The sequence below is a fragment of the Nitrosopumilus sp. S6 genome, assembly GCF_054515815.1.
Genome location: NZ_JBTNRI010000012.1, coordinates 1 through 21,216 on the forward strand (window position 1 = coordinate 1; position 21,216 = coordinate 21,216).

The window sequence follows — 21,216 nt, forward strand, 5'->3', positions numbered from 1 at the left end:
TTTTTAGCTGGTTTTCTCTTTGCTGTCTTTTTAGCTGGTTTTCTTGTAGATGGTTTGTTTGAAATATTATTTTTGAGATTTTTTAATTCAGTTAATTCATTTTGAATTCTTTTGATCTCTGCAATCATATCTTCTTTGAATGATTGACTACTTGCATCAACTGACATGTTACTGATTCTCACAAATTTTTATAGAATTTAAGACTTGCTGGTTTTATTCTGGTTTCTGTTCTATACTTTGCTCTGGTTGACTACCACTTTTTTGCTCTTTTCTATATTCCATCTTCAACCAGATTGGTGTGATTATTGTTGTAACTGCAACCATGATTACAATTGTGGAATACACCTCTGATGTTAATACTCCTGCAGTTACTCCTACTCCTGCAACAATTAATCCTACTTCTCCTCTTGAAATCATTCCAATACCTACTCTCATTCCTTGAGCTTTGTTTTTCAAAAAGAACATTGCTGGAAGTCCACAACCTAATAATTTTGTAACAATTGCAACTACGATGATTACTCCACTAATCATTAAAATATTCAAATCTACTGCACGAAGGTCTACCTGTGCTCCAATAATTGCAAAGAATAACGGCGCAAAAATCAATCCAACCTTTCCAATGTAGTTTTCAACTTTTTCAAACACTTTGGTTGTTGATAATGCCATTCCTACTGCAAATGCTCCTACGATCGGTGACAGTCCAATTGAGCCTGCAAGCGCTGCTGCACCAAAGAACGACGCTGTAGCAATTCCTTCAACACTACCCTTTGCTTTCCATAGCCTTGGAGTAATGACTTTGGGTATTACTATCACTGCTACAACTAACATAATTGCAAAGAATCCTAACACTTGCAAAATTGTTATAATGACATCTGAAATAACAATACTCTCAATTCCTGCATCTGATCCTGTGATTGAAATTACAACTGACAACACTGCTATTGCTAAAATATCATCAACTACTGCTGCACCAATGATTAATCTGGCTTCGGGTGTCTTTAGTTTACCAAACTCACTAAGTACTTGAATAGAAATTGCAATACTGGTAGCTGTAAGTGCCGTTGCAATCAACATTGATTCTAATGCTTCAAATCCAAACAATCCAAAAATTACAAAACCTGCAAAGAACGGGACGACCACCCCTAATGTCCCAACTGTAAATGATGCCTTTCCACCTTTTAGGAATTCTTTTGGTGTCATTTCCAATCCTGCCATAAACAAAATTACAATTGCACCCATTTCTCCTAGAATTTTTATCTCCTCATTGATGTGCAACAATTGCTTTCCATCTATAATGAAAAATTGACCTAATGCAAATGGTCCAACAATCATTCCTGCCAATAATTCTCCTAATACAATTGGAAGCTTTAATCTCAAGAAAAGCTCTGCCATTAATTTGGCTGCAAAAAGAAGTATTCCTACACCAATGATTGTTTCAATAAACTGTGCTTCTGCAGCCATCTTTCTGTTATAGTTATGGAAAAATGTGTAATATAAGGCGATACTAGGTTGAAAATTATTTTATTATTGTTAAATTAAGCAATTTTTTGTGAATTTACAAAAACACCTTTCTTAGAAACGATCTGACCTATCTCTTGACTTGAGATCTTGTGTTTTTTGAATATTGATTTAATTCTTGTCACCTGCTCTTTTGGTGCTACTACACAGAATCCTACACCCATGTTGAATATCTTGTACATTTCTTCAGGCTTTACTCCTTGCTCTTCAACTAGACCCATAATTGGTGGCATTTTTGGTAAAGAATCTATTTGATAACCTATTTTCTTGAGACGCAATAATTTGGTAAATGAGCCTCCTGTAATGTGAGCAAGACCATTAATTTTGCATTTTTCCACCATTTCTAAAACTGGTTTTGTGTAGATTTCAGTTGGCTTTAGTAATGCCTCTCCTATGATACCTACTCCCTTTACTTTGTCTTTCACTGAATATTTTTTCAATAACGCCTTTCTTGCAAGTGAATATCCGTTTGAATGAATTCCTGTGCTGTTTGCTCCAATTATCACATCTCCTGATTTTATTTTGTTTCCAAGTACTAACTGTTTTTTCTCTACTAATCCTACCACCATTCCTGCTAAATCAAATGCAAAGCCTTTTCCTTCTATAACATCTGGCATAATTGCAGTTTCTCCTCCTACAATTGGCATTGCAGATTTCTTTGCACCTTTTACTAATCCTTCTACAATCTTTTTAAAAATTGGAACATCATTTTTGTTTGCAGCAATGTAATCTACAAATGATATTGGTGTTGCACCAATACAGATTATGTCATTAACATTCATTGCAACACAGTCAATTCCTATTGTGTTGTATTTTTTCATCATGTTTGCAATTACAACTTTTGTTCCTACTCCATCAGTATGTGTTGCTAAAAGTTTTCCTCCGGGAATTTCAACAATTCCTGCGTAATGTCCGAAACCATGTGCTATCTTTGCTTTTTTTTGAAGCTTATGGGTTGATGAAATTAGTTTTCCAATTGCCATTTGACTTTGTTTAATTTTAGAAATGTCTACTCCTGCTTTCTTGTAGGTTAGAGCCATAGTTTGTTGCCCTTTTGCTGTGAATAAAAGAATTTGCCCATTATCTCGATCACATATACATTCCAGTTATCTCTTCTCTGTGCTTTACATATTTTTGAGACAACTCACTAAATTCAGAATGAATTCTATCTTTTTCCTCTTGAAGATCTGTTGTATCTATATCCATATCGTAGAATCGATTTAGAGCCTCAATTAGTGTTGCTGCGGCTCCAGAATCTGTGGTATCTCTACTTGCCTTTGCCAATAATGTCAGCCCTTGAATTTCTCTTACCAAACATTCGTTTAGTATTCCTCCTGGAATTCCTGTGATGAATCCTTGTGGAATCATACTGATGTCTTTATCTGCCATGGTTCTTACCAAATCTTCTTCTGCTGCACAGTATGCCTTATCATCATGTTCCGTACTTGCCACTCCATCTAAAATCACAATCTCTTTTGATCCTTTTTCTGTCGCCCAATCTAAAATTGATGAAACTAATGAATAAAGTCCATCCATTCTTAATGTAATTTCACAAATTATCGCACAAACCGTTCCTTCCTTGTTTGCATAGAATCTAAATGGATGACGTAATCTTCCTCTCATAAACACAGTAGATGGTGGAAGATATTTTGATCTCATTACTGCAATTTCATTCATTTTTAATTCTTCAATTATGTGATTAATTGCTACTGGTCCTACAAGACCTGCCCCAACAAACCCTGCAAAAATCACAGGACTCTTTAACTCTATTTTTTTAATTTCAAAGACTTCTGCTTCTGGAAATTCTTTTGACATTGTTTACGTCGATTTGTTCTGTCTAATTACTTTACTGAATAAGTATTTTGTACACTTTTTGTTAGACAGAATTTAGCAACAATTCTGTAATAATTAGAACTTAAGACCAAAAACGTCAGTTTCTTGGTGACAGTTCTAACTATGATCTATTTTTGTAAAAATAGTATTTAGCATATCCTGATGATTTGTATGAATCATTTCTACGTGTCTTTTTTATGCGAATTATGTTTAGTAGATTTGTACAATTGTTGGGAGTCATTCATCAACGTGTGCTAGACCATAGCGTTTCTGTCAGGTCACTTTTGACCTGACTTTTTCCTTTACTCTGTGCGTAAAAATTGAAATTTTACTGATAATTTATCAGTGCCCGATAAATATCAAAATCTCAAATTTTTGTTCATGAGGGGCATTGGTTACATGTTTGTAATTGGTGTATTTTTCACACTTTTCATACATTCTGCATATGCCCAAACAATAGGAGATCAAACAACCTTATCAGGAGATCTACAAAACAATCCTGTTGCCCAAGACATTCTTAAAAAAATTGAACAAAGCAAAAAATGGATTACACAAATAGAACAAAGAAATTTTGAAAATTCACAAAGAGAGTTAGAATTAGAACAAAAGCGTGCAGAAGTCCTCCAAAGTTTAGAAAATGATTTAAGAAAATGGGAAGAACTTTGGGGTTATTACACATTTGATAATATGCTTGAAAGGGCACTAGAAAACAACCCTGCAAAAGATACATCTAGCATTTATGATCACCATCTAAAATTCACTGCATCAAAGATTGATGCTGGACGAGAAGCATTACAAAAAGTCATCTTAGAAGGTGGGAGTCCAGAACAAGCAAGAGATGCATTTGTTAAAGCTGCAAAAATAACCCGTGCCGAAATGTCATCTGCAAATGCATTTTATAACATTCTAAACAATAATGCTTACTATAATCAACAAGTACTCTTTGAGTCTGATGGTAAATTCAACTATGGATTATCTGGAGAAGAACTACGAAAATATTATCAAGATTATAGAACCAATCCTGAATATCTAGATGCAAACCCATTTGATGTTGTCTCTTGGGAGGATCTAAGTAAAACTAATCCTAGTACTGAATGTAGACCTGGACATGTTTTAGTTTACAGAAATCATGCAGATGATTATGTTTGTACCACAGAATACACTGCTGAGATGTGGATGCGACACAATATGGGAAAGATTGTTGATGGCCCCAATGAAGAACCAAATCTTGTGCTAAACGAGCAGAAATTCAACAAAGATAGAATTCTACAAAAAGTCGATAGTCTAAACTCAAAAATTGAATCTCTCAAAACACATTATGAAGAACAACTCTTCGAAATTATTCAAAAATATGAGTCTCTCTTGACCAATATCGAATCCAACAAATACGCTGAAGAAAGACAAATTCTTGAACATTCCATCAAATCTGATTATAATTCAAAGAAGATAATGAGTCAACAAATTATGGATATTCGTGAAAAGTTTGATGAACTAGAAAAAAACACTCTTGATGAAAGAGATGAGGTATTAACCATTTTAGAAAATCAACATGTGATATCCATAGAAGAATTTGTAAATGCTCACAAATCTGATGATGAAATCAAGATGGAGTGGAATTATGATTATCCGATATTTTATCCTGATGCCTACTATTTTCAACAATCTGAACCAAGTTCGATAATTAAGACTAGTTTTGATAATGATATTTCTGGTCTTGTTATAGGTGATACAAGTCTAAAAAATGCATTTGGTAAACAAATACATTCACTAAAACTTGGACAATTAGTTCAGATCACATCTGATATTACAAATCATGATGACACTTCAAAAAAATTTGTTTATCTAGTTGAAATTAGAGATGAACAAAATCAAATTGTCCAGCCATTAAAGTGGATTACAGGACAGCTTGACTCAAGCCAAATCCTTAACTTGGGGTTATCTTGGATTCCAAAAAACCCTGGCAATTTTTATGCAGATGTTTTTCTTGGTTCTAATTTAGATTTTGTATCTCACATAGAAACAGTTTCAATTTCTGTTCTTCCTCAAGATCATTCATCTTAAACTAGACGTTTAGTTGTTTTTCTGCATAAAGAGATTCAACATTGTATGTCCCTTGTCTGTAATTGTATAGATCATGTTTGATCCAACTGCCTCTTTTTTGACAAAGTTGTAATCAACACATAGGTGAAGATAGTTCAAAAATGACTTTTTCATTCTGATCTTTGATTTTGAATACAATTCTGAAAATGTCATTGGACTTCCTCTTAATTGATACAATAATTTCAACAAAGACAAAGTACTGTAATCTCTGGTCCTTGCTTTTACTGCGCCCATGATTTCTTCATCTCTTTTAATTATGAAATCTTCGAATTGGTCTGCCACTTCTAGTGGTACGTATGTTAGTCTTGCTCGCATCATACCGTATGGTACGGTACATTACTTTATTAGTCTTTAACTTGATCTTTGTTGATCATTCTAGCTGATTTTTTTACACCATTATTTAATGCCTAAATCATCAATTCATCAAATATGATTTGAATACGATCTCATACTAGTTATGATGATGGCCTAATCTCATAAATATCCCTTTTTTCTGAAAATTATTTGTGAAAAAGATAGAGGCTATAATCAAAAGAAAAAACTTCCCTACAATCAAAAGTCACTTACATCTAGTTGGTACATACATTATTGATAAACGAAATTTAGAAGATAGCCACATCTATGATGAATCTAAAGGTTCTCGTGTAGGATCTACCGGTCTCAAATCAATCCCTCTGGCAAAAATTGAAACGGTGGTGCCAGACAAGGATGCAAGAAAAGTAGTTGAGATGATTTCAAAAAATTCTGGATTGACTGCAAATCATGGAGGAAAAATCTTTGTCTCTGAAATGGATGAAGTCGTCGACATGGAAACAAATGATGCTGCACAAGATCTTGAACTTGTTTTAGATGAAAAACCAGAACCAATAACATTGCCAAAACGTAGTAGACTTGTTCCATTGCAAAAATTTACTTTGCATAAACTCCAAGTAATTTATGAAGAAAACAAAGACACTCTTCGAACTGATTACAGAATAAAATCCTTTAGTGATTTTGTGAATCACTGTATAATGAAATATCTTCCAACATTAGAAAAACAACTAAAGAATCCTACAATTGTTTATGAAAATAATTTTGGAGATTTTTAAAAAATATAATCTGAAAACAACCACAATCCCACTAAAGTTAGACCTACTGCAGCCATTATCACTTTTACAATGGAGATTTTCTTAGAGGTTTTCATATGAAGAATAATAATATCGGTGGTATAACAATTATTCCAATGATTGCAATTACTTTTGGATAATCTTTAGGCTTAATTGGCTGCATCTTTTCTCTTTTGAATAATTTGCTTTTTCGAACATCCATGCTAAATCACATTATTGTTGATTCGCCTTCTTCACCAGTTGCAATGTCTATTGCACGCAATACTTGTGAGACAAAAATCTTACCTACTCTACCATTTTCTTTGATTATGTTTACTACTTCATCCTCTTTTGATTCTGGTATGATGGCTTCAATCAAATATTTCTCATTGAACTGAGGAACAAAAATCTCACTTCCTTTTGATGCATGAATTTCAGGACCTGGTCTTTTTCCTCTACCTCTAACCTTTGAGACAGTGAGACCGCCTATTCCAATGTTTTTTAGTGCTTCACTTATTGCCATGACATCATTTTCGCCAAGAATAGTTTCTATTTTGAGCATTTGATAATTGTAATTTCAACTTGATAAATATAATTTCTGATTTTGTATACCAAATGATTATCATTTGACAATCAAATTAGGATATTGTTATTAATTAAAAACTAATTTTTTTATTTAATGGTACTTGATTCTGGGGATACCGCATGGATGCTTGTAGCTGGAAGTCTTGTATTACTTATGATCCCTGCATTGGGTCTTTTTGAATCTGGTTTACTAAGAAAGAAAAACGCAGCTTCAATTTTTATGCAGATATTTTTCGGATTGGCACTTTTGAGTGTCATGTGGTTTGTATTTGGATTTAGTTTATCCTTTAGTCCTTCAGAACATGGATTAATTGGAGATATGGAATGGGTTTTCCTCAAAGGGGTGCCTTCTGATGATTCATTACCATTTGCTCCAACTATTCCTGGTGTACTCTTTGTAAAATTCCAATTGATGTTTGCATGTATTACGCCATTGCTTCTTACAGGAACAATTGCTGAAAGAATGAAGTTTAGTTCCTTTATTGTATTCATATCTGCATGGTCTATGTTGATTTATTATCCTCTTGTCCACTGGGTATGGGGTGGCGGTTGGTTAGCACAACTAGGTGTTGTAGACTTTGCTGGTGGTATTGTAATTCACACTAGTGTTGGTATGGCTGCTTTAGCTGCTGCACTGGTATTAGGAAAGAGAAGAAATTATGGTCCTGCCATAATGATTCCTCATAGTATTCCCCTTGCAGTTCTTGGTTCATCTTTACTATGGCTTGGATGGTTTGGCTTTAACGCAGGTAGTGCTCTTGCAGCATCTGGTGGTGTTGCAGGTAACACCGTAATTGTAACTCACATGGCTTCTTCTGTTTCTGCTTTAATTTGGGCAGGACTTTCATGGGTAAGAACAGGAAAACCATCTGTTGTTGCTACAATTAATGGTGCGATTGCTGGTCTTGCTGGTATCACTCCTGCCTCAGGATTTGTTAGTGCTGAACATGCATTTGTTATTGGTATTGCAATTGGTGTAATCTCTTACTCTGGTGTAGTACTATTCAAAGAAAAATTACACATTGATGATGCACTTGATGTAAGCTCTGTCCACGGTGTTGCAGGTATTGTAGGATCTCTTGCAATCGGTATATTTGCAAGTACTATGATTAATCCTGGTGGTGTTGATGGGCTGTTGTTTGGCAATCCAGATCAATTATGGATTCAAGCAGTAGGTGTAGCTGTTGCTGCAGCAATAGGATTTGGCGGAACATGGATCTTAATGCAGATACTTAAACATCTTATTGGAATTAGGGTTAGTGCTGAAGTTGAAGATGTAGGTCTGGATATTAGTGAGCATGCAGAATCTGCGTACTCTGATGAAGAAGAATTTATGTTAGATATGGATACTTATACTGATGAATTACAAGAAAAAGATGAAATCTTTAGAAAGAAAAAATAGATTTGGTGTATTTTCTTGACTATTAATTATGATGATCTTGCAAAAAAAATTCTTGATTTAGATTCTCAAGTAAGATTTGCTGGTGTTGCAAACAACAAAGGTGAACTTGTTGCAGGAGGTCAAAAAGATGATGTAGAAAAACTATTGGTTGGAGATGAAGTCAAAATGTCTATTCATTATGCTTTGCAAAAAAGAGAACTGTATACTAATTTGGCATACAAAATAGGTAATGAGACTTCTTCCATTACCGAATATGAAAAAGTTACAATGATCACTATTCCAATAAATTCTAGTGAATTGTTCTTAATCAGTACTGAACCCCGTGCTGATTATCTGAAAATTATTGATACTATTCGTTCTGAACTGGGTTTGTCTGGTGAATAATTTGGTACGCCGAGTTACAATTACTATGGATGATGAATTAGTTAAAAAAATCTATACTCTTCAGGCCAAAGAAATCACAAAATCTCAACAACACATTAGTTTTTCAAATATTATCAATGCCCAACTAAAACATGCACTGAAATAACACTTTATGCTCATTTTTTCTTCATTTTATGCCTGGTCTCATTTGATTTTTGCAGTTTAGAAATTAACTCTAATTGCTTGAATTGTAAAATTATAGTAAATGCTTCCCTTTAAACCCCTAAAGACTGAAACTTTCATGTGGAAGTAGTAATCAGTGCTGTTCTTACTGTTGTAGGATTGGTTATGCTGTGTTTTGGTGGTAATTGGTTAGTTAATGGAGGTGTTGCTATTGCACAAAAGTTTCGTATAAGTAATCTTGTAATTGGAATGACTATTGTAGCATATGGTACATCTACTCCAGAACTTGCTGCAAGTATAGCAGCTGCAGGAGATCACAGTGCAATTATTCTAGGAAATATAATTGGAAGTAATATTGCAAATGTTGGTATGGTAATTGGCATTGCAGCAATCCTTGTACCGCTTGCAATTAAAAAATCTCTTTTTCGTAAAGAAATTCCAATTATGTTAGGGGTTTCTGTTTTATTGATTTTGATTTCAATTGATGGTGAATTATCTCATTATGATGGAATATTGTTACTTGTTGGGTTGGGCATCTTTGGATATTACACCCTCAAAGATGCAATGAAACAACGAGAAGAGACTAAATATGAAGTTCAATCAGGTACAGGTAACATCTATCTAAAATCAATTGGTTTGATTGGACTTGGTGTGGGGCTTTTGTATATTGGAGCAATTTTGACAGTTGATAATGCTGTGATTATTGCCAAAGAATTTGGTTTGTCTGAAAAAATTATTGGCTTAACTGTAATTGCAATTGGAACTTCTCTTCCAGAATTAATCACTTCAATTATTGCAATTAGAAAAGGACATAGTGATATCGGTGTTGGGAATATCATTGGAAGTAACATCTACAATATCTTGATGATTATGGGTGTGGGTGCTGCTCTTGGTGGTGTGATGATTTCAGATGATGTTTATGTTGATTATGTAGTCATGATTTTGTTTAGTCTTGCATTACTAATTGGGCTCAAAACAGGCATAATTAACAGGGTCATGGGTGTCTGTCTGGCAATTGGATATGTTGCATATTTGGTATTGACATTTTTCAAATAACTTTTGTCTAAATCAAATTTAGATTGATGTTACTTTGATTTTTTCTGCTTTAATTGATGGTGTTATTGATGGAAGTGATGCCCATTGGATAACATTTTGTTGATCATTTCCAATTTCTGAAATATTTTTCAACATAGTTGGGAGATTGTGAATAATCCTTACTGATTTTCCGGGATTTATGATTTCTCCATTTTCAATAATTCTGACTCCACTTCTGGCGGTGCATGAAAAATCCCCTTTGATTGGATTTACTGCATATGTGTACCATAACCTTCCAACTAGTATCCCATGTTTTGTATCTTTTATCATGTCTTCTTGAGATGATTCCCCAGAATCAATTTTTAGATTATGTGGGGATGAAATTGTAATTGGGTCTGAACTTCTACCCAGAGGAGATCCCATTCTAGCTGCATTTCCTGTTGATTTTTTATTTTCTTTGTAACTATCAAAAAGATTTGAATATGTGTTTTTGAATATTCCATTTTCAATTAAATTATTTTTCTGTGTATCTATTCCCTCATCATCTACTGCTTTTGTTCCTACACCTTCTGCAATATGTGGGTCATCAATTAAATTGAAATTTTCAACTGCAACATATTCATCAAAATTATTAGAAAAACAACTTTTCTTTTCTGAGAATGTTTTGAAATTAAAATTTGATGAAATTACAAATGCTAATAATTCTCCAACAGAATATGGTTCAAAAATTATAGAATATGTGTCGGTATCAATTTTTTTTGGATTTATAGATTCAATACACATTTTCTTTGCATCTTTACCAATTTGTTCTGCTACAAAATTTGACAAAGTTCTTCCACTGGCATGGCCTATACCTGAAACTGGCAAAACTCCCTGCTCTGATTCTGCATTAATAATTCCTGAAATGTATGTTGATTTATCCTCAAAATGGAGCCCATTGGAGTTTTCAATCTCAAAAAGATCTGAAACAATGTTTAATGAACCTGTAATCGTATTAATTTTATCAGACTTTGCTGAATTTATCATAGATTGTGCGATATCCATCATTTTTGAGCCTGAAATTTTCTCTAATTTCTCATCAAATGTTCCTTCTAGATTTCTATTTGACACTGTTGTGGGCAATCCCTGCCAAAATTCTCTAGGTCTTAGATTTGGAATTGTTGAATATGCAGAATCAATAGAATCTTTGATGTCTTCTTTTTTTGTTGTTTGAATTGATGCAATTTTTTTCTCATGGATTATTCTAATTCCAAAACTTTGTTCAAAATTTTGTTTGATTTCTGCAATTTCTGAATCAGTAATTCTTATTGTTGTAATATTTTTTTTAACAGAAACTATTTCACATTCATCAATTTGTTTTTTCTTTGAATGCTGTAATGCCTTTTCTAAGGCAGACAATTATTTTCTCCTTGGATTTTCATAATTGAATTTATTTATTTTAATTAATTCTACATATGATCCAAACTGTGATGTGTTTGTAACTCTATCCAGTTTATCTTCAGGTTCATCATCTCCTTCGAATTTTTTCAATATCTCATATTTTGTATTTCTTTCTGCGGGGATTCTTTTGATTTCTCTTATCATTCTTCTAATCTCTTTTGGTTTCAATAATTGCCCATGCTCTGATCCTGCAGATGTTGAAATACTTTCATTGATTAGTGTTCCACCAAAATCATTAGCTCCCCACATTAGTAACAACTGTGACATTTTTTGACCTTCTTTAACCCAAGACATTTGTATATTGTTAATATAATTATTCAACATTATTCTTGCAATTGCATGTGTAAGTAAGACATCATTTCCACTAGCGCCTTGTTTGATTCCTTCATGTAATTGATGTTTGTACATTGGTGCTTCTGTATGAATAAAGTTAAGTGGAACAAACTCAGTAAACCCCCCCGTTTCTTTTTGAATATTTCTTAATTTTTCAATATGTTTTACTCTATCTTCATATGATTCCAAGTGTCCAAACATCATAGTTGATGTTGTGTTTATTCCCATTTTGTGGGCATTTTTGATGACTGTTTCCCAATCTTTTACGCTTATTCTGCCTGGTGAAATTTTATCTCTTAGTTCTTGGTCGAGAATTTCTGCTGAGGTTCCTGGTAGTGTATCTACTCCTGCTTCTTTCATTCTCTTTAGAAATTCTTCAATATCTACTCCAGAACGAGTGGCCCCATACAGAATTTCTTCTGGTGAAAAACCATGAATGTGGATATCTGGAACTTCTTTTTTGATCTCTCTGCATATATTCTCATACACATCTCCTTCCATATCTGGAGGTAGTCCTGCTTGAACGCAAACCTCTGTTGCTCCTAATTGATGTGCTTCTTTTGCTCTACGAACAATTTCTTCAGTTGGAAGAAAATATCCTTCTTCTTCTCTAAAGTCCCTACTAAATGCACAAAATCCACATTGTTTTATACAGACATTTGTAAAATTAATGTTCCTATTTACTACATATGATACAATGTCTCCCACTCTTCTTCTTCTTAGTTCATCTGCAACTAGTCCTACTAGATGAAAATCAATACCTGATGTATCATACAATTCTAATCCTTCTTTTGCAGTAACTTCTTTTTCTGATAGTGCTCTGTTTAGAATCTCTGAAATTACCGGGTCTGCGTTTTTAAAAAGTGCGTCTATGTTCATTGTCATCTCCAATACTCCTCTTTGACTAGACCTTCCTCATTTTGAATCTCTTTCATATTTTCTTGTAGTTCTTTACTAATAAAAGAAAAGAATTCTGGATATATTGGGAATCTACATTTCAAATCAAATCCTGCATTTTTTGAATTTTCATTAACTTTGTTTATTTCTGGCCAGGAAAATTCAGGATTTACAAAATCAGGAGTTAAAGGTGAAATTCCTCCCCAATCGTTAATTCCTACTGACAAAAAACTCTGATATGATGTTGGTGAGAGATTTGGTGGAATCTGTATGTTCATTTCTGGCATAATTATTCTAGATAAAGCAACAATTGTTTTGAAATATTTTTCATCAGCAGATGGCTCATCTTTCATTCTAGTGTCTTGTTTTGGTTGGAAATTTTGTAAAATTATCTCTTGAATATTTCCATATTTTTGGTGTAATTCCTTGATTGCCAATAATGAATCAATAATCTCCTCTATGGTCTCCCCAATTCCTACAAGAATCCCTGTAGTCATCGGAATGTGTAATTTTCCAGAATTCTCTAGAATTTCTAATCTTGTTTTTGGTCTCTTACTTGATGCCAAATGATGTGGCATTCCTTTCTCTGTTAATCTCTCACTAATGTTTTCAAGCATTAGTCCCATTGAAACATTTGTTTTCTTTAGTTCTTTCATTTCTTTAAAACTCAAATTTCCTGCATTAGTGTGTGGGAAAAGTCCCTTCTCTAATGCAATCTCTGATGCATGAATCAAATATTCTGATGTTGATGTAAATCCATTTTCTTTTAACCACTCTCTTGCTTCTTGATATCTTTGTTCAGGTTGTTCTCCTGTTACAAATAATGCTTCAACACATCTGTATTTTTTTGCAAGATCTAGTAAGTCTGTAATTTGTTGTTTTGACATTAATGATATTTTTTCTTCTCCAGGTTCTGCTTTGTATGTGCAATATGAACAGCTATCTTTGCAGAGATTAACAATGTTGAAAAAGGCTTTTTTTGAAAATGTTACAGAATTTCCTTTGTATTTTTTTCTTAGAATTTGTGCAGTTGAAAAAAGTTCACTTGGATTTTTAATTGCGTTGTGATAAATTTCTAAAATACTGTGACGTGAAATTTCTTTATTATCTAAAACATTGTTTAGGCTCTCAGAATTTAATACGAGTTTACTCAACAAAATGATTCTTGACTATGAGTATTTATGCTTGTATTGAACTAATTTCCATTTGGTCTTTCTTGAAGAATAATTGAGATGTTTGTAGTTCTACCGTCTCTTAAAACCTCTAAAATCATCTCATCTCCAACTGATTTTGCTCTTTGAAGATGAATCAAAATATCATCAATTTTTCTTACCTCTATTCCATCTACTGACAAAATAATATCTCCGCCCATTGGATAGTTTACTCCATTTTCCTCAATTGTTTTATCTGAACCAATCAATCCTGCTTTTGAAGCTGGGCTATCTTCTACTACTGTGACTACCAAAAAGCCAACTGCATCTTGCAGATCCAAAACTTTGGCCAAATCAGGATCAATATCTCTTCCAGAGATTCCTATCCATGGATGCTTGTATTCTCCATCTTCAATTAATTTTGGAATTATTTTTGCAACTGTTTGTGATGGAATTGCAAATCCTACACCTGTAAATTCCCCTGTTGCTGATTGAATTGCTGTATTAATTCCAACTACTTCTCCTCTCATATTCAATAATGGTCCTCCCGAGTTTCCTGGGTTGATAGCTGCATCAGTTTGAATAACATCTGGAATTGAATATCCTGAACCTGATGGAAGTAGTCGACCTAACTGACTTACTATTCCTGATGTCATAGAACCTGATAATCCAAATGGATTTCCTATTGCAGCTATTGGCTCTCCTACTTTGAGATTTGAAGAATCGCCAAGTGATAATGGACGTAATAATGACAAGTCTGCATTAACTTTGATTATTGCAAGATCTGTATATTCATCTACTCCAATAATTTCTGCATTGTATGATCTACCATCAAGAAATGTAACAATAATTTTTTGAGAATTGTCAATGACATGTTCATTTGTAATAATATGGCCATTTTTATCAAAAACAAATCCTGAACCCACTCCTCCTACTGGATCTCCTGTTTCTCCTCTTTGAACATTAACTCTCACAACCCCTGGTTCTGATTTTTCAAATATCTCAATTAATGATAATTTTTTTGTGTAAGTTGGGGTGGTTTCACCTACTATATTTGGACCATGACCGTTACTTACTATGATATCTGGTTTTATTGATTCGGGTGGTGATGCAAACAATACTGCAAAAATCACTATTGCAATTGCAGCTCCTATGGCGCCTCCTACAAATACTCCAGATTTGTCCATGAGATTTTTTATTCTCTATTTTGTATCTAAAAGGATTACTATATGCTAATTGAACTTTGAGAATGATCTTTCATAGAATAACTTCTTCCTCTCCAAGTTACCGATGATGTTTTTTTAGCTTGGAGTAAGCCACTCAAAAATCCTAAAACTACTACAAGACTCCCAAGTGGTGCAAATAATGCATGAACAAATCTTAGTTCTAAACCTATTTTTGCTTCAATTATTGCTCCGATGTAAATCAATAATGATGCTATAAACGCTGTAATGCAAAGAATTTGTGAAGATATTGTTTCTGTTGGAAATGAAATTGATGTAACTAAAACTGGAAATGGAACAAAGAGTAAAAACAGCACTGCAAAGAAAATCCCTATTGCAATTTTCCCACTTTGAAGATACAGAGGAATCATTAATCTTTTTAGTGCATTCCAAAGCGTAATTTTGTCTCTTGCCCATACTGCATCAATGAGGTGTTCTCCTCTTACCATTTTCATTTTATGGCCTGATTCTTTTACTTTTTTTCCTAGTGCTCCATCTTCAATAATCTCATGTTTTACACCTTCATGCATTCCAACTTGTTCGTATGTTTTTTTCTTCAAAATGAAAAAACTCCCAAAAAAATAACCTGTCTTTTTTGAAGGATTGTTTACATTTAGTGCAGAAAATCGTGTATGCAAAAATGTTGAAATCATTGGAAGTGTAATTTTTGTCCAAAAATCAAATGTTAGCATTTTAGGAATGACCGATAATGCATCCAAGTCAAATGAGAGAAGATGTGTCACTGCAAGTGATATTACGTTTTTCTTGTGTGTTGTATCTGCATCTGTGAATAATAGTAGTTCTCCAGTGGCTTTTCTATATCCTTCCATACATGCCCAATTTTTCCCCATCCACCCTTCTGGTTTTGGTTTTGCCGATACATGAATGACTTTTGAATTTTTTTCTGCATATTCTGAAATTATTTTTCCTGTAGAGTCCTCTGATGAATCATCAATTACAATAATTTCATAATTTTCATAATCTTGATTAATCAACGAATCTAAACATTTTCCCAAAAACTCTTCTTCGTTTCTTGCTGGAAGAATTATTGATACTTTGGGTGATGTTTTTGCGGTATTTTCAAATCTATCAAGATATGGTGTAAGTCTAAAAGAATCAATCATTGTTTTTATGAGAAATACCCACGCCCCACAAATGCCAATTAGTATTGCCGATAATGAATAATTAAAAATATCAAATGCTATATCCATAAACTATCTCTCAATTTCTTTTTTGATGCTATTCATGGCTTGCTCTGTCCCACTTTTGATGTGCTTTTTTATCATTCCTGTAAACATACTCATCATCCCTGTCATTTTGATATCCCATATTGTCTGAAGTGTAGTATTATCTCCTTCTGGAATTAGAGATACAATTTTTTCACCATTAAGGATGCCTTTGGTGAATTTTGCATGGATTCTTTTTTTTGGCTCTATTGTGACTTCTTGCATGCATTTTTGATCACGAAATGCTATTGTTATTTCTCTGTAAATGACATTTTCCTTCTTTGAGATATTTTTCACTTCTTTAGTCCCCTTCCAAAATTTTGGTTCATTGTCAATATCTGATACTATGTCCCAAACTCTTTCTATTGGAGCATTAATCTGGACTTTGACTTCAATTGTAGCCATGCGATGCAATTACTTGTTCCGCATTAAATATATTAGATTCCAACTCTACTGCAAATAGACTGTGATGGGCAAATGCCTAAAATCCAGAACAGTAACTCCAGTTCTAATGGCATTTGCCATTCTTCCGTCACAGTCAATTAATCTTTGAAAGAAAATGAAACCCTCGAAATACATGCCAAAAATAGGAACCTTTGACGGTGCAGGCTTTTGGAAAAATGCATATGCACATCAACGTGGAAAATTATTGAAAAAAGCTAATGTGCCTGAGGATCAAATAATTGAACTAGTTAACAAAAAGTACATGGAACTCCCTGCTGCTCTTCGATATGAAATTGAAACTAGTGGAATTGATAAAAAAGATTTACAGTAATTCGAAATTCATTTAACAGGTAACATTGGTGTCATTTCATGTCAAATGTATCATATGATGATTTTGCAAAACTCGATATCCGAGTAGCAAAAATTATTGCAACAGAACCTATTGAAGGAAAATCTAGAATTATCAAAGGTAAAATTGATTTGGGACATGATGATCAACGTGATGTAATTATTGGCGGCGCACAATATTTCCAACCTGAAGACATTGTTGGAAAGACTGTGATTGTTCTTGCAAATCTGGAACCAAAAAAAATGGCAGGAGTGGAATCCAACGCAATGCTTTTAGCTGCAGATGTTGATGATAAACCATTTTGGTTAACTGTGGAAGAAGATGTTCCACTTGGAAGTCCTATAAAGTAATTTTAGAAAGGGAACCAAGCCATTTCCCCTTGTCCGTTTTTTCCAAGTAGGTTCTTTGGGAACCATGTTTTTCTGAATTGGATGATTATTATTGCAAAATTTGTATAAAAATCTGATTGTCTTTATAACTAAAAATTTAGAAAATTAATGAAAATATGTTTGATTTATGACTAGTCATAAATCATAAGATCTTTTTCTTCTAGTAATGCATGTAAGTTATTTACGGATCTGTAAACATCTGGCTCTTTCTTTGCTCCTGTACAGACAAGTTTTCCTGAGGAAAATAACAAAATGACTGTTTTAGGATCTAGCATTCTATGAATAAGTCCTGGAAATTGTTCTGGTTCGTACATACTTCTTGGTAATGTTCTTGCAGCTTGCTCTAAGTGAATTTTTCCGCCAAGGTTAATTGATGCAACAATATTTTGAATTTCTACCACTGCATCTTTCTTCACCTTGATTCCTCCTTTTCGGAGTTTTTGGACAACTGTTTTTACTGCTTTTCTTGCCATCTCTTCTGATTTAGAACCAGTACATACCATTTTGCCTGAAGTAAAAATCAAAGTTGCAGTTTTTGGACTCTTTAATCTAAAAACTAATCCTGGAAATTGATCAGGGTGATATTCTACATCTGGAAATGTTCTTGTAATCTCATTCAAGTCCATCTTTTGGTCTACTGATGCTGAAGCTACTACATTTTCCACACTTACGATAGGTTTGGTTTGTGGCATATTCGTTTTTTTTATATTTTGAACTATAATAAAAGCACTCGCCATATTTTTTCATGGCTGTAGGCATTTTACACAATTTTTTGGCTTTATTTTGTATAGACGAATGGTTTAATTGAGATCTGACGATCGGGGAACTTAGTGGATTTTACAAATTTTGATTTTGATCAATTGTTTGGGATGAAAGATGACACTAATCCATTAATGATGTTAGTTTGGATTTTACCAATCATTCTTTTTGTTTTTTATGGCCAACGAATTCAATTGTATGTTACTTCTGGTGAAATTAAAAAAGGTATTAAAAAACTTGGTAGCTTTAGTGAAGAATCTAGAAATGAATTACTTAATTATATTAATAAAAATTTGAGCCCAAAAAATAACCCTGAAAAAAAAATTGATCAGTTCTTAGATTATTTTACTATAATGCCAGTTGATATGGACCCAAACGGAATTGTTGAGAAAGTACATCACACAGTTAGGTCAAGAGAAGACTATACTCGTGAACATGTAAGATCTCTTTTCTCAGAAATCAATGATACTGAATTATCCAAAGTTCAGACTTTGCTTGAAATTGCATCTTCATTGCAAATGATTCATAAAATTATTAATCATATGTTTTTGACTGCAAAAAAACAAAACAACTATCCTCTAATTTTGCCGCTACAAATGATTTTGCCTTTTATAATGGAACAAGCAGAAGCAATGAAAGAAGCAATTCCAGTATTTAAAACAGGCCAACCTGTTGGTGATGGAATTGGACCTATGGTTGTTGGGAAAATGATGTTAAATAGCCCAAAAGAAACAGTTGCATTTCAAACTATAGTTGCAAAAACTGAATTTGAAAATAGAAAATTATTTTTATTAAAAGCAGAAGGTCCTGGTTCTACTGTTGGAAGACCTGCTGATGCATTACAATCAATAACTTTAGAAAATAAAATTGATGCAATAATTATGATTGATGCTGCATTGAAAATGGAAGGTGAAGACTCTGCATCTGTGGCTCGTGGATTTGGGGCTGCAATTGGTGGAATCGGAACTGAAAAATTCCACATAGAGGCAATTGCAACTGAAAAACAAATTCCTGTATTTTCTATTGTAGTAAAACAGTCAGTTAAAGAGGCAATCACCTTGATGACAAAAGAAATTGCAGATCAAGCAGATGATGTACGTTCACAAGTCTATGAAATGATAAAAGAAAATACCAAAGAAGGACAATCTATAGTGGTTATAGGTGTTGGAAACACTGTGGGGATTCCTCAATGATCTTCTCAAAAGAAAAAATTACAATTGCATACACTGTTGAAAAATGTGAAAAATGTGGCATGCAAAAGAAAAGAAAATTCTCTGAAGGCGATGTCTTATTTGCAGAAATAGCAAAATGTAATTCCTGTGATGGGATGACTGTAATTGATAAAATATTTGGTGAAACTATAGAGCAGTAACTCATGCTTTGGTAGTTACTGTAACACCATTTTCTGTTGGAATAAATGTGTGCTCTGCTTGAGCAACTCTTTGCTCGTTTACTTCAATTAGTACGGGATATGCTTGCACTGCTTTTTTCTTTATCAAAATATTCAACAAATCTCTTGTTTCTTTTTCATCTCTTTCCTTTGTAATCCATCTTAGTGCAAATGGTAACATGTTAAAGTTCTCCCAGATAAAATCAAGTAGTTTATCTGCATCTGGATCTTTTGTTTTCTTTCTAGAGTTTATTGCAAAAATATTTTTTATTTGCCCATTTCTGACAAATCCTCCCCCTTCTGATGTTGTGACAAATGGTTCGCAGGCATATGCTGAATTCTCTGATAATGAAAATCCTCCAATTGACCAAATATTTGGAATAGATTTTCCTGCATGAATTGTATATTGTTCTAAAGAATGACCGCTAAGATTTGCAATTGGTTTGTATCCCATTTGTTTTATTGTAGTTTCTATGGTTCTGCCAATATCACTTGCTTTTACTCCTGCTTTTATCATTGACATTGCATTTGTTAATCCTTCTTCTGCTGCTTGTACTAGTCCATCATATTGTGGATCGTAACATACTGTTACTGCTGTATCTGCAATGTATCCGTTAATTTGTGCACCAAGATCAATTTTCACCAAATCTGTATCTTTGATTGTAATTGGATCATTTGGTTCTGCAGTATAATGAGCTGCAACTTCATTGATACTTGTATTAACTGGAAATGCACATTTTGCTCCACGCTTTCTAATTTCATCTTCTACCCATTCACAAATTTCATAAACTGTTTTTCCAACCCAGTCTTTTACTCTGACCATCTCTCTTACTTCTGATGCAATCTTTCCTGCTTTGATGTACTCTTCTGTTTGCACGTTTCTGCTCCTCTGTGTGCCTTTAAAATGATTATCTGTGAAGCTTAAATTGGGCGACTTTTAGGATTTACTGGGATCGTGGTCTAGCTTGGTATGATTCTGCGTTTGGGACGCAGAGGTCGCGCGTTCAAATCTCGCCGATCCCACCATTATCTTATTATCAAATCATCTCCCACTAATACTGCCGAGCAATGAGGAAGAGTTAGAGTAATGACTTTGATATGAAGTAAACTAATGGCTCTGAGCTCCGGCATGTTTTTATCAATTCTTTGAGGTTTTGTTTTATTGAAATTTGAGAGAAGGGATATTATTTTGATTGTTGGACTATTGCTTTTCATGGTTGGATTGATTCCATTCATGAGTCCTGCATATGCTGCAATAATTGTAATTATCATGTATTTTGGAATAAAGTTCTATGTTGCAAAGAAACGCCAGTTAATCGAGCAAGATGTAGGTGAAGGCATATGCCTAGAATGTGGGGCTAAAATTCATGAGAAAAAATGCCCTAATTGTGACTATTCTCAGGAATGATTCCTACGTATGCCTTAAAACTGAAAAAATGATAAAATATTTGATGGTTTTAAGATATATGACTTTAACAACTAGCTCAACTTTTCCTCAATTTCATTCTAAA

At 33.6% G+C, this 21,216-nt stretch carries 24 protein-coding genes and 1 tRNA gene; 12 read left to right on the forward strand and 13 right to left on the reverse strand.

Going from position 1 to position 21,216, the window contains the following annotated elements:
* Positions 1 to 213 precede the first annotated feature (213 nt).
* From ACX12B_RS07855 to ACX12B_RS07865, 3 genes are all read right to left on the reverse strand, one after another.
* On the reverse strand, positions 214 to 1,461 hold the full coding sequence (locus ACX12B_RS07855; protein WP_459353468.1) for a cation:proton antiporter: 1,248 nt from the start codon (positions 1,459 to 1,461) through the stop codon (positions 214 to 216).
* 74 nt (positions 1,462 to 1,535) lie between these two features.
* Positions 1,536 to 2,558 (reverse strand): phosphoribosylformylglycinamidine cyclo-ligase, encoded by a 1,023-nt coding sequence (gene purM / locus ACX12B_RS07860; RefSeq protein ID WP_459353469.1) that lies wholly within the window; start codon positions 2,556 to 2,558, stop codon positions 1,536 to 1,538.
* 49 nt (positions 2,559 to 2,607) lie between these two features.
* Positions 2,608 to 3,333, reverse strand: a complete 726-nt coding sequence (locus tag ACX12B_RS07865; protein ID WP_459353470.1) for a proteasome assembly chaperone family protein — start codon at positions 3,331 to 3,333, stop codon at positions 2,608 to 2,610.
* A 417-nt stretch (positions 3,334 to 3,750) separates the two neighbouring features.
* Between ACX12B_RS07865 and ACX12B_RS07870 the strand changes: the two genes are divergently transcribed.
* Positions 3,751 to 5,412 (forward strand): hypothetical protein, encoded by a 1,662-nt coding sequence (locus ACX12B_RS07870; protein ID WP_459353471.1) that lies wholly within the window; start codon positions 3,751 to 3,753, stop codon positions 5,410 to 5,412.
* 9 nt (positions 5,413 to 5,421) lie between these two features.
* Here ACX12B_RS07870 and ACX12B_RS07875 read toward each other — a convergent pair whose 3' ends face one another.
* Positions 5,422 to 5,769, reverse strand: a complete 348-nt coding sequence (locus tag ACX12B_RS07875; RefSeq protein ID WP_459353472.1) for a hypothetical protein — start codon at positions 5,767 to 5,769, stop codon at positions 5,422 to 5,424.
* Between the two features lie 188 nt (positions 5,770 to 5,957).
* Here ACX12B_RS07875 and ACX12B_RS07880 point away from each other — a divergent pair, with 188 nt between their 5' ends.
* On the forward strand, positions 5,958 to 6,539 hold the full coding sequence (locus tag ACX12B_RS07880) for a P-II family nitrogen regulator (RefSeq protein WP_459353473.1): 582 nt from the start codon (positions 5,958 to 5,960) through the stop codon (positions 6,537 to 6,539).
* A gap of 226 nt (positions 6,540 to 6,765) precedes the next feature.
* Here the strand turns inward: ACX12B_RS07880 and ACX12B_RS07885 are convergent, their stop codons facing one another.
* Complete coding sequence (locus ACX12B_RS07885) at positions 6,766 to 7,098, reverse strand: P-II family nitrogen regulator (protein WP_459353474.1); 333 nt, start codon at positions 7,096 to 7,098, stop codon at positions 6,766 to 6,768.
* A 117-nt stretch (positions 7,099 to 7,215) separates the two neighbouring features.
* Here ACX12B_RS07885 and ACX12B_RS07890 point away from each other — a divergent pair, with 117 nt between their 5' ends.
* The 4 genes from ACX12B_RS07890 to ACX12B_RS07905 all read left to right on the forward strand — a co-directional run bounded on the left by ACX12B_RS07890 (position 7,216) and on the right by ACX12B_RS07905 (position 10,125).
* Positions 7,216 to 8,523, forward strand: a complete 1,308-nt coding sequence (locus ACX12B_RS07890) for an ammonium transporter (protein WP_459353475.1) — start codon at positions 7,216 to 7,218, stop codon at positions 8,521 to 8,523.
* Between the two features lie 15 nt (positions 8,524 to 8,538).
* Positions 8,539 to 8,907 (forward strand): DUF6659 family protein, encoded by a 369-nt coding sequence (locus ACX12B_RS07895; protein ID WP_459353476.1) that lies wholly within the window; start codon positions 8,539 to 8,541, stop codon positions 8,905 to 8,907.
* 1 nt (position 8,908) lies between these two features.
* The gene (locus ACX12B_RS07900) at positions 8,909 to 9,052 is read left to right on the forward strand and encodes a hypothetical protein (RefSeq protein WP_459353477.1); all 144 of its coding nucleotides are present in this window, start codon (positions 8,909 to 8,911) and stop codon (positions 9,050 to 9,052) included.
* Positions 9,053 to 9,189: 137 nt separating this feature from the next.
* Positions 9,190 to 10,125: a calcium/sodium antiporter gene (locus tag ACX12B_RS07905; RefSeq protein ID WP_459353478.1), complete on the forward strand. Its 936-nt coding sequence runs from the start codon at positions 9,190 to 9,192 to the stop codon at positions 10,123 to 10,125.
* A gap of 18 nt (positions 10,126 to 10,143) precedes the next feature.
* Here ACX12B_RS07905 and ACX12B_RS07910 read toward each other — a convergent pair whose 3' ends face one another.
* From ACX12B_RS07910 to ACX12B_RS07935, 6 genes are read right to left on the reverse strand one after another with little or no spacing between them, the layout of a single operon-like run.
* Positions 10,144 to 11,502 carry a TldD/PmbA family protein gene (locus ACX12B_RS07910; RefSeq protein ID WP_459353479.1) on the reverse strand — a complete coding sequence of 453 codons (1,359 nt, stop codon included), beginning with the start codon at positions 11,500 to 11,502 and terminating at the stop codon, positions 10,144 to 10,146.
* Entirely contained in the window at positions 11,503 to 12,762 is a 1,260-nt protein-coding gene (gene cofH / locus ACX12B_RS07915) for a 5-amino-6-(D-ribitylamino)uracil--L-tyrosine 4-hydroxyphenyl transferase CofH (protein WP_459353480.1), read from the reverse strand. It lies immediately after the preceding gene.
* Positions 12,759 to 13,928 (reverse strand): 7,8-didemethyl-8-hydroxy-5-deazariboflavin synthase subunit CofG, encoded by a 1,170-nt coding sequence (gene cofG, locus ACX12B_RS07920; protein WP_459353481.1) that lies wholly within the window; start codon positions 13,926 to 13,928, stop codon positions 12,759 to 12,761. The genes cofH and cofG overlap by 4 nt, the downstream gene beginning before the upstream one ends.
* A 41-nt stretch (positions 13,929 to 13,969) precedes the next feature.
* The gene (locus tag ACX12B_RS07925) at positions 13,970 to 15,112 is read right to left on the reverse strand and encodes a S1C family serine protease (protein WP_459353482.1); all 1,143 of its coding nucleotides are present in this window, start codon (positions 15,110 to 15,112) and stop codon (positions 13,970 to 13,972) included.
* A gap of 38 nt (positions 15,113 to 15,150) precedes the next feature.
* Complete coding sequence (locus tag ACX12B_RS07930; protein WP_459353483.1) at positions 15,151 to 16,359, reverse strand: glycosyltransferase family 2 protein; 1,209 nt, start codon at positions 16,357 to 16,359, stop codon at positions 15,151 to 15,153.
* Between the two features lie 3 nt (positions 16,360 to 16,362).
* Positions 16,363 to 16,779 carry a type II toxin-antitoxin system RatA family toxin gene (locus ACX12B_RS07935; protein ID WP_459353484.1) on the reverse strand — a complete coding sequence of 139 codons (417 nt, stop codon included), beginning with the start codon at positions 16,777 to 16,779 and terminating at the stop codon, positions 16,363 to 16,365.
* 172 nt (positions 16,780 to 16,951) lie between these two features.
* On the opposite strand from ACX12B_RS07935, the gene ACX12B_RS07940 reads away from it, so the two are divergent.
* Both ACX12B_RS07940 and ACX12B_RS07945 read left to right on the forward strand, forming a co-directional pair.
* Positions 16,952 to 17,149 carry a hypothetical protein gene (locus ACX12B_RS07940; protein WP_459353485.1) on the forward strand — a complete coding sequence of 66 codons (198 nt, stop codon included), beginning with the start codon at positions 16,952 to 16,954 and terminating at the stop codon, positions 17,147 to 17,149.
* Between the two features lie 38 nt (positions 17,150 to 17,187).
* Positions 17,188 to 17,517: a tRNA-binding protein gene (locus tag ACX12B_RS07945; protein WP_459353486.1), complete on the forward strand. Its 330-nt coding sequence runs from the start codon at positions 17,188 to 17,190 to the stop codon at positions 17,515 to 17,517.
* Between the two features lie 170 nt (positions 17,518 to 17,687).
* Here the strand turns inward: ACX12B_RS07945 and ACX12B_RS07950 are convergent, their stop codons facing one another.
* The gene (locus tag ACX12B_RS07950) at positions 17,688 to 18,248 is read right to left on the reverse strand and encodes a TATA-box-binding protein (RefSeq protein WP_012214981.1); all 561 of its coding nucleotides are present in this window, start codon (positions 18,246 to 18,248) and stop codon (positions 17,688 to 17,690) included.
* Positions 18,249 to 18,386: 138 nt separating this feature from the next.
* Here ACX12B_RS07950 and ACX12B_RS07955 point away from each other — a divergent pair, with 138 nt between their 5' ends.
* Together ACX12B_RS07955 and ACX12B_RS07960 are read left to right on the forward strand one after the other, a co-directional pair.
* Complete coding sequence (locus ACX12B_RS07955) at positions 18,387 to 19,508, forward strand: DUF1512 domain-containing protein (protein ID WP_459353487.1); 1,122 nt, start codon at positions 18,387 to 18,389, stop codon at positions 19,506 to 19,508.
* Positions 19,505 to 19,687 (forward strand): hypothetical protein, encoded by a 183-nt coding sequence (locus ACX12B_RS07960; RefSeq protein WP_459353488.1) that lies wholly within the window; start codon positions 19,505 to 19,507, stop codon positions 19,685 to 19,687. Before ACX12B_RS07955 ends, ACX12B_RS07960 begins: the two co-directional genes overlap by 4 nt.
* Position 19,688: 1 nt before the next feature.
* On the opposite strand, the gene map is transcribed toward ACX12B_RS07960, so the two are convergent.
* Positions 19,689 to 20,582 (reverse strand): type II methionyl aminopeptidase, encoded by an 894-nt coding sequence (gene map, locus ACX12B_RS07965; RefSeq protein ID WP_459353489.1) that lies wholly within the window; start codon positions 20,580 to 20,582, stop codon positions 19,689 to 19,691.
* A 72-nt stretch (positions 20,583 to 20,654) separates the two neighbouring features.
* Between map and ACX12B_RS07970 the strand changes: the two genes are divergently transcribed.
* Both ACX12B_RS07970 and ACX12B_RS07975 read left to right on the forward strand, forming a co-directional pair.
* A tRNA-Pro gene (locus tag ACX12B_RS07970) sits at positions 20,655 to 20,731 on the forward strand.
* A 136-nt stretch (positions 20,732 to 20,867) separates the two neighbouring features.
* Complete coding sequence (locus ACX12B_RS07975) at positions 20,868 to 21,113, forward strand: hypothetical protein (RefSeq protein ID WP_459353490.1); 246 nt, start codon at positions 20,868 to 20,870, stop codon at positions 21,111 to 21,113.
* The last annotated feature ends 103 nt before the right edge of the window (positions 21,114 to 21,216 follow it).

What these genes read in the sequence shown, in the direction of transcription:
- ACX12B_RS07925 (WP_459353482.1), bottom strand. Translation starts at nt 15,112, where the DNA reads ATGGACAAATCTGGAGTATTTGTAGGAGGCGCCATAGGAGCTGCAATT.
- ACX12B_RS07890 (WP_459353475.1), top strand. Translation starts at nt 7,216, where the DNA reads ATGGTACTTGATTCTGGGGATACCGCATGGATGCTTGTAGCTGGAAGT.
- purM (WP_459353469.1), bottom strand. Translation starts at nt 2,558, where the DNA reads ATGGCTCTAACCTACAAGAAAGCAGGAGTAGACATTTCTAAAATTAAA.
- ACX12B_RS07945 (WP_459353486.1), top strand. Translation starts at nt 17,188, where the DNA reads ATGTCAAATGTATCATATGATGATTTTGCAAAACTCGATATCCGAGTA.
- cofH (WP_459353480.1), bottom strand. Translation starts at nt 12,762, where the DNA reads ATGACAATGAACATAGACGCACTTTTTAAAAACGCAGACCCGGTAATT.
- ACX12B_RS07935 (WP_459353484.1), bottom strand. Translation starts at nt 16,779, where the DNA reads ATGGCTACAATTGAAGTCAAAGTCCAGATTAATGCTCCAATAGAAAGA.
- ACX12B_RS07960 (WP_459353488.1), top strand. Translation starts at nt 19,505, where the DNA reads ATGATCTTCTCAAAAGAAAAAATTACAATTGCATACACTGTTGAAAAA.
- ACX12B_RS07950 (WP_012214981.1), bottom strand. Translation starts at nt 18,248, where the DNA reads ATGCCACAAACCAAACCTATCGTAAGTGTGGAAAATGTAGTAGCTTCA.
- ACX12B_RS07865 (WP_459353470.1), bottom strand. Translation starts at nt 3,333, where the DNA reads ATGTCAAAAGAATTTCCAGAAGCAGAAGTCTTTGAAATTAAAAAAATA.
- ACX12B_RS07855 (WP_459353468.1), bottom strand. Translation starts at nt 1,461, where the DNA reads ATGGCTGCAGAAGCACAGTTTATTGAAACAATCATTGGTGTAGGAATA.
- ACX12B_RS07940 (WP_459353485.1), top strand. Translation starts at nt 16,952, where the DNA reads ATGCCAAAAATAGGAACCTTTGACGGTGCAGGCTTTTGGAAAAATGCA.
- ACX12B_RS07870 (WP_459353471.1), top strand. Translation starts at nt 3,751, where the DNA reads ATGTTTGTAATTGGTGTATTTTTCACACTTTTCATACATTCTGCATAT.
- ACX12B_RS07875 (WP_459353472.1), bottom strand. Translation starts at nt 5,769, where the DNA reads ATGATGCGAGCAAGACTAACATACGTACCACTAGAAGTGGCAGACCAA.
- ACX12B_RS07930 (WP_459353483.1), bottom strand. Translation starts at nt 16,359, where the DNA reads ATGGATATAGCATTTGATATTTTTAATTATTCATTATCGGCAATACTA.
- ACX12B_RS07885 (WP_459353474.1), bottom strand. Translation starts at nt 7,098, where the DNA reads ATGCTCAAAATAGAAACTATTCTTGGCGAAAATGATGTCATGGCAATA.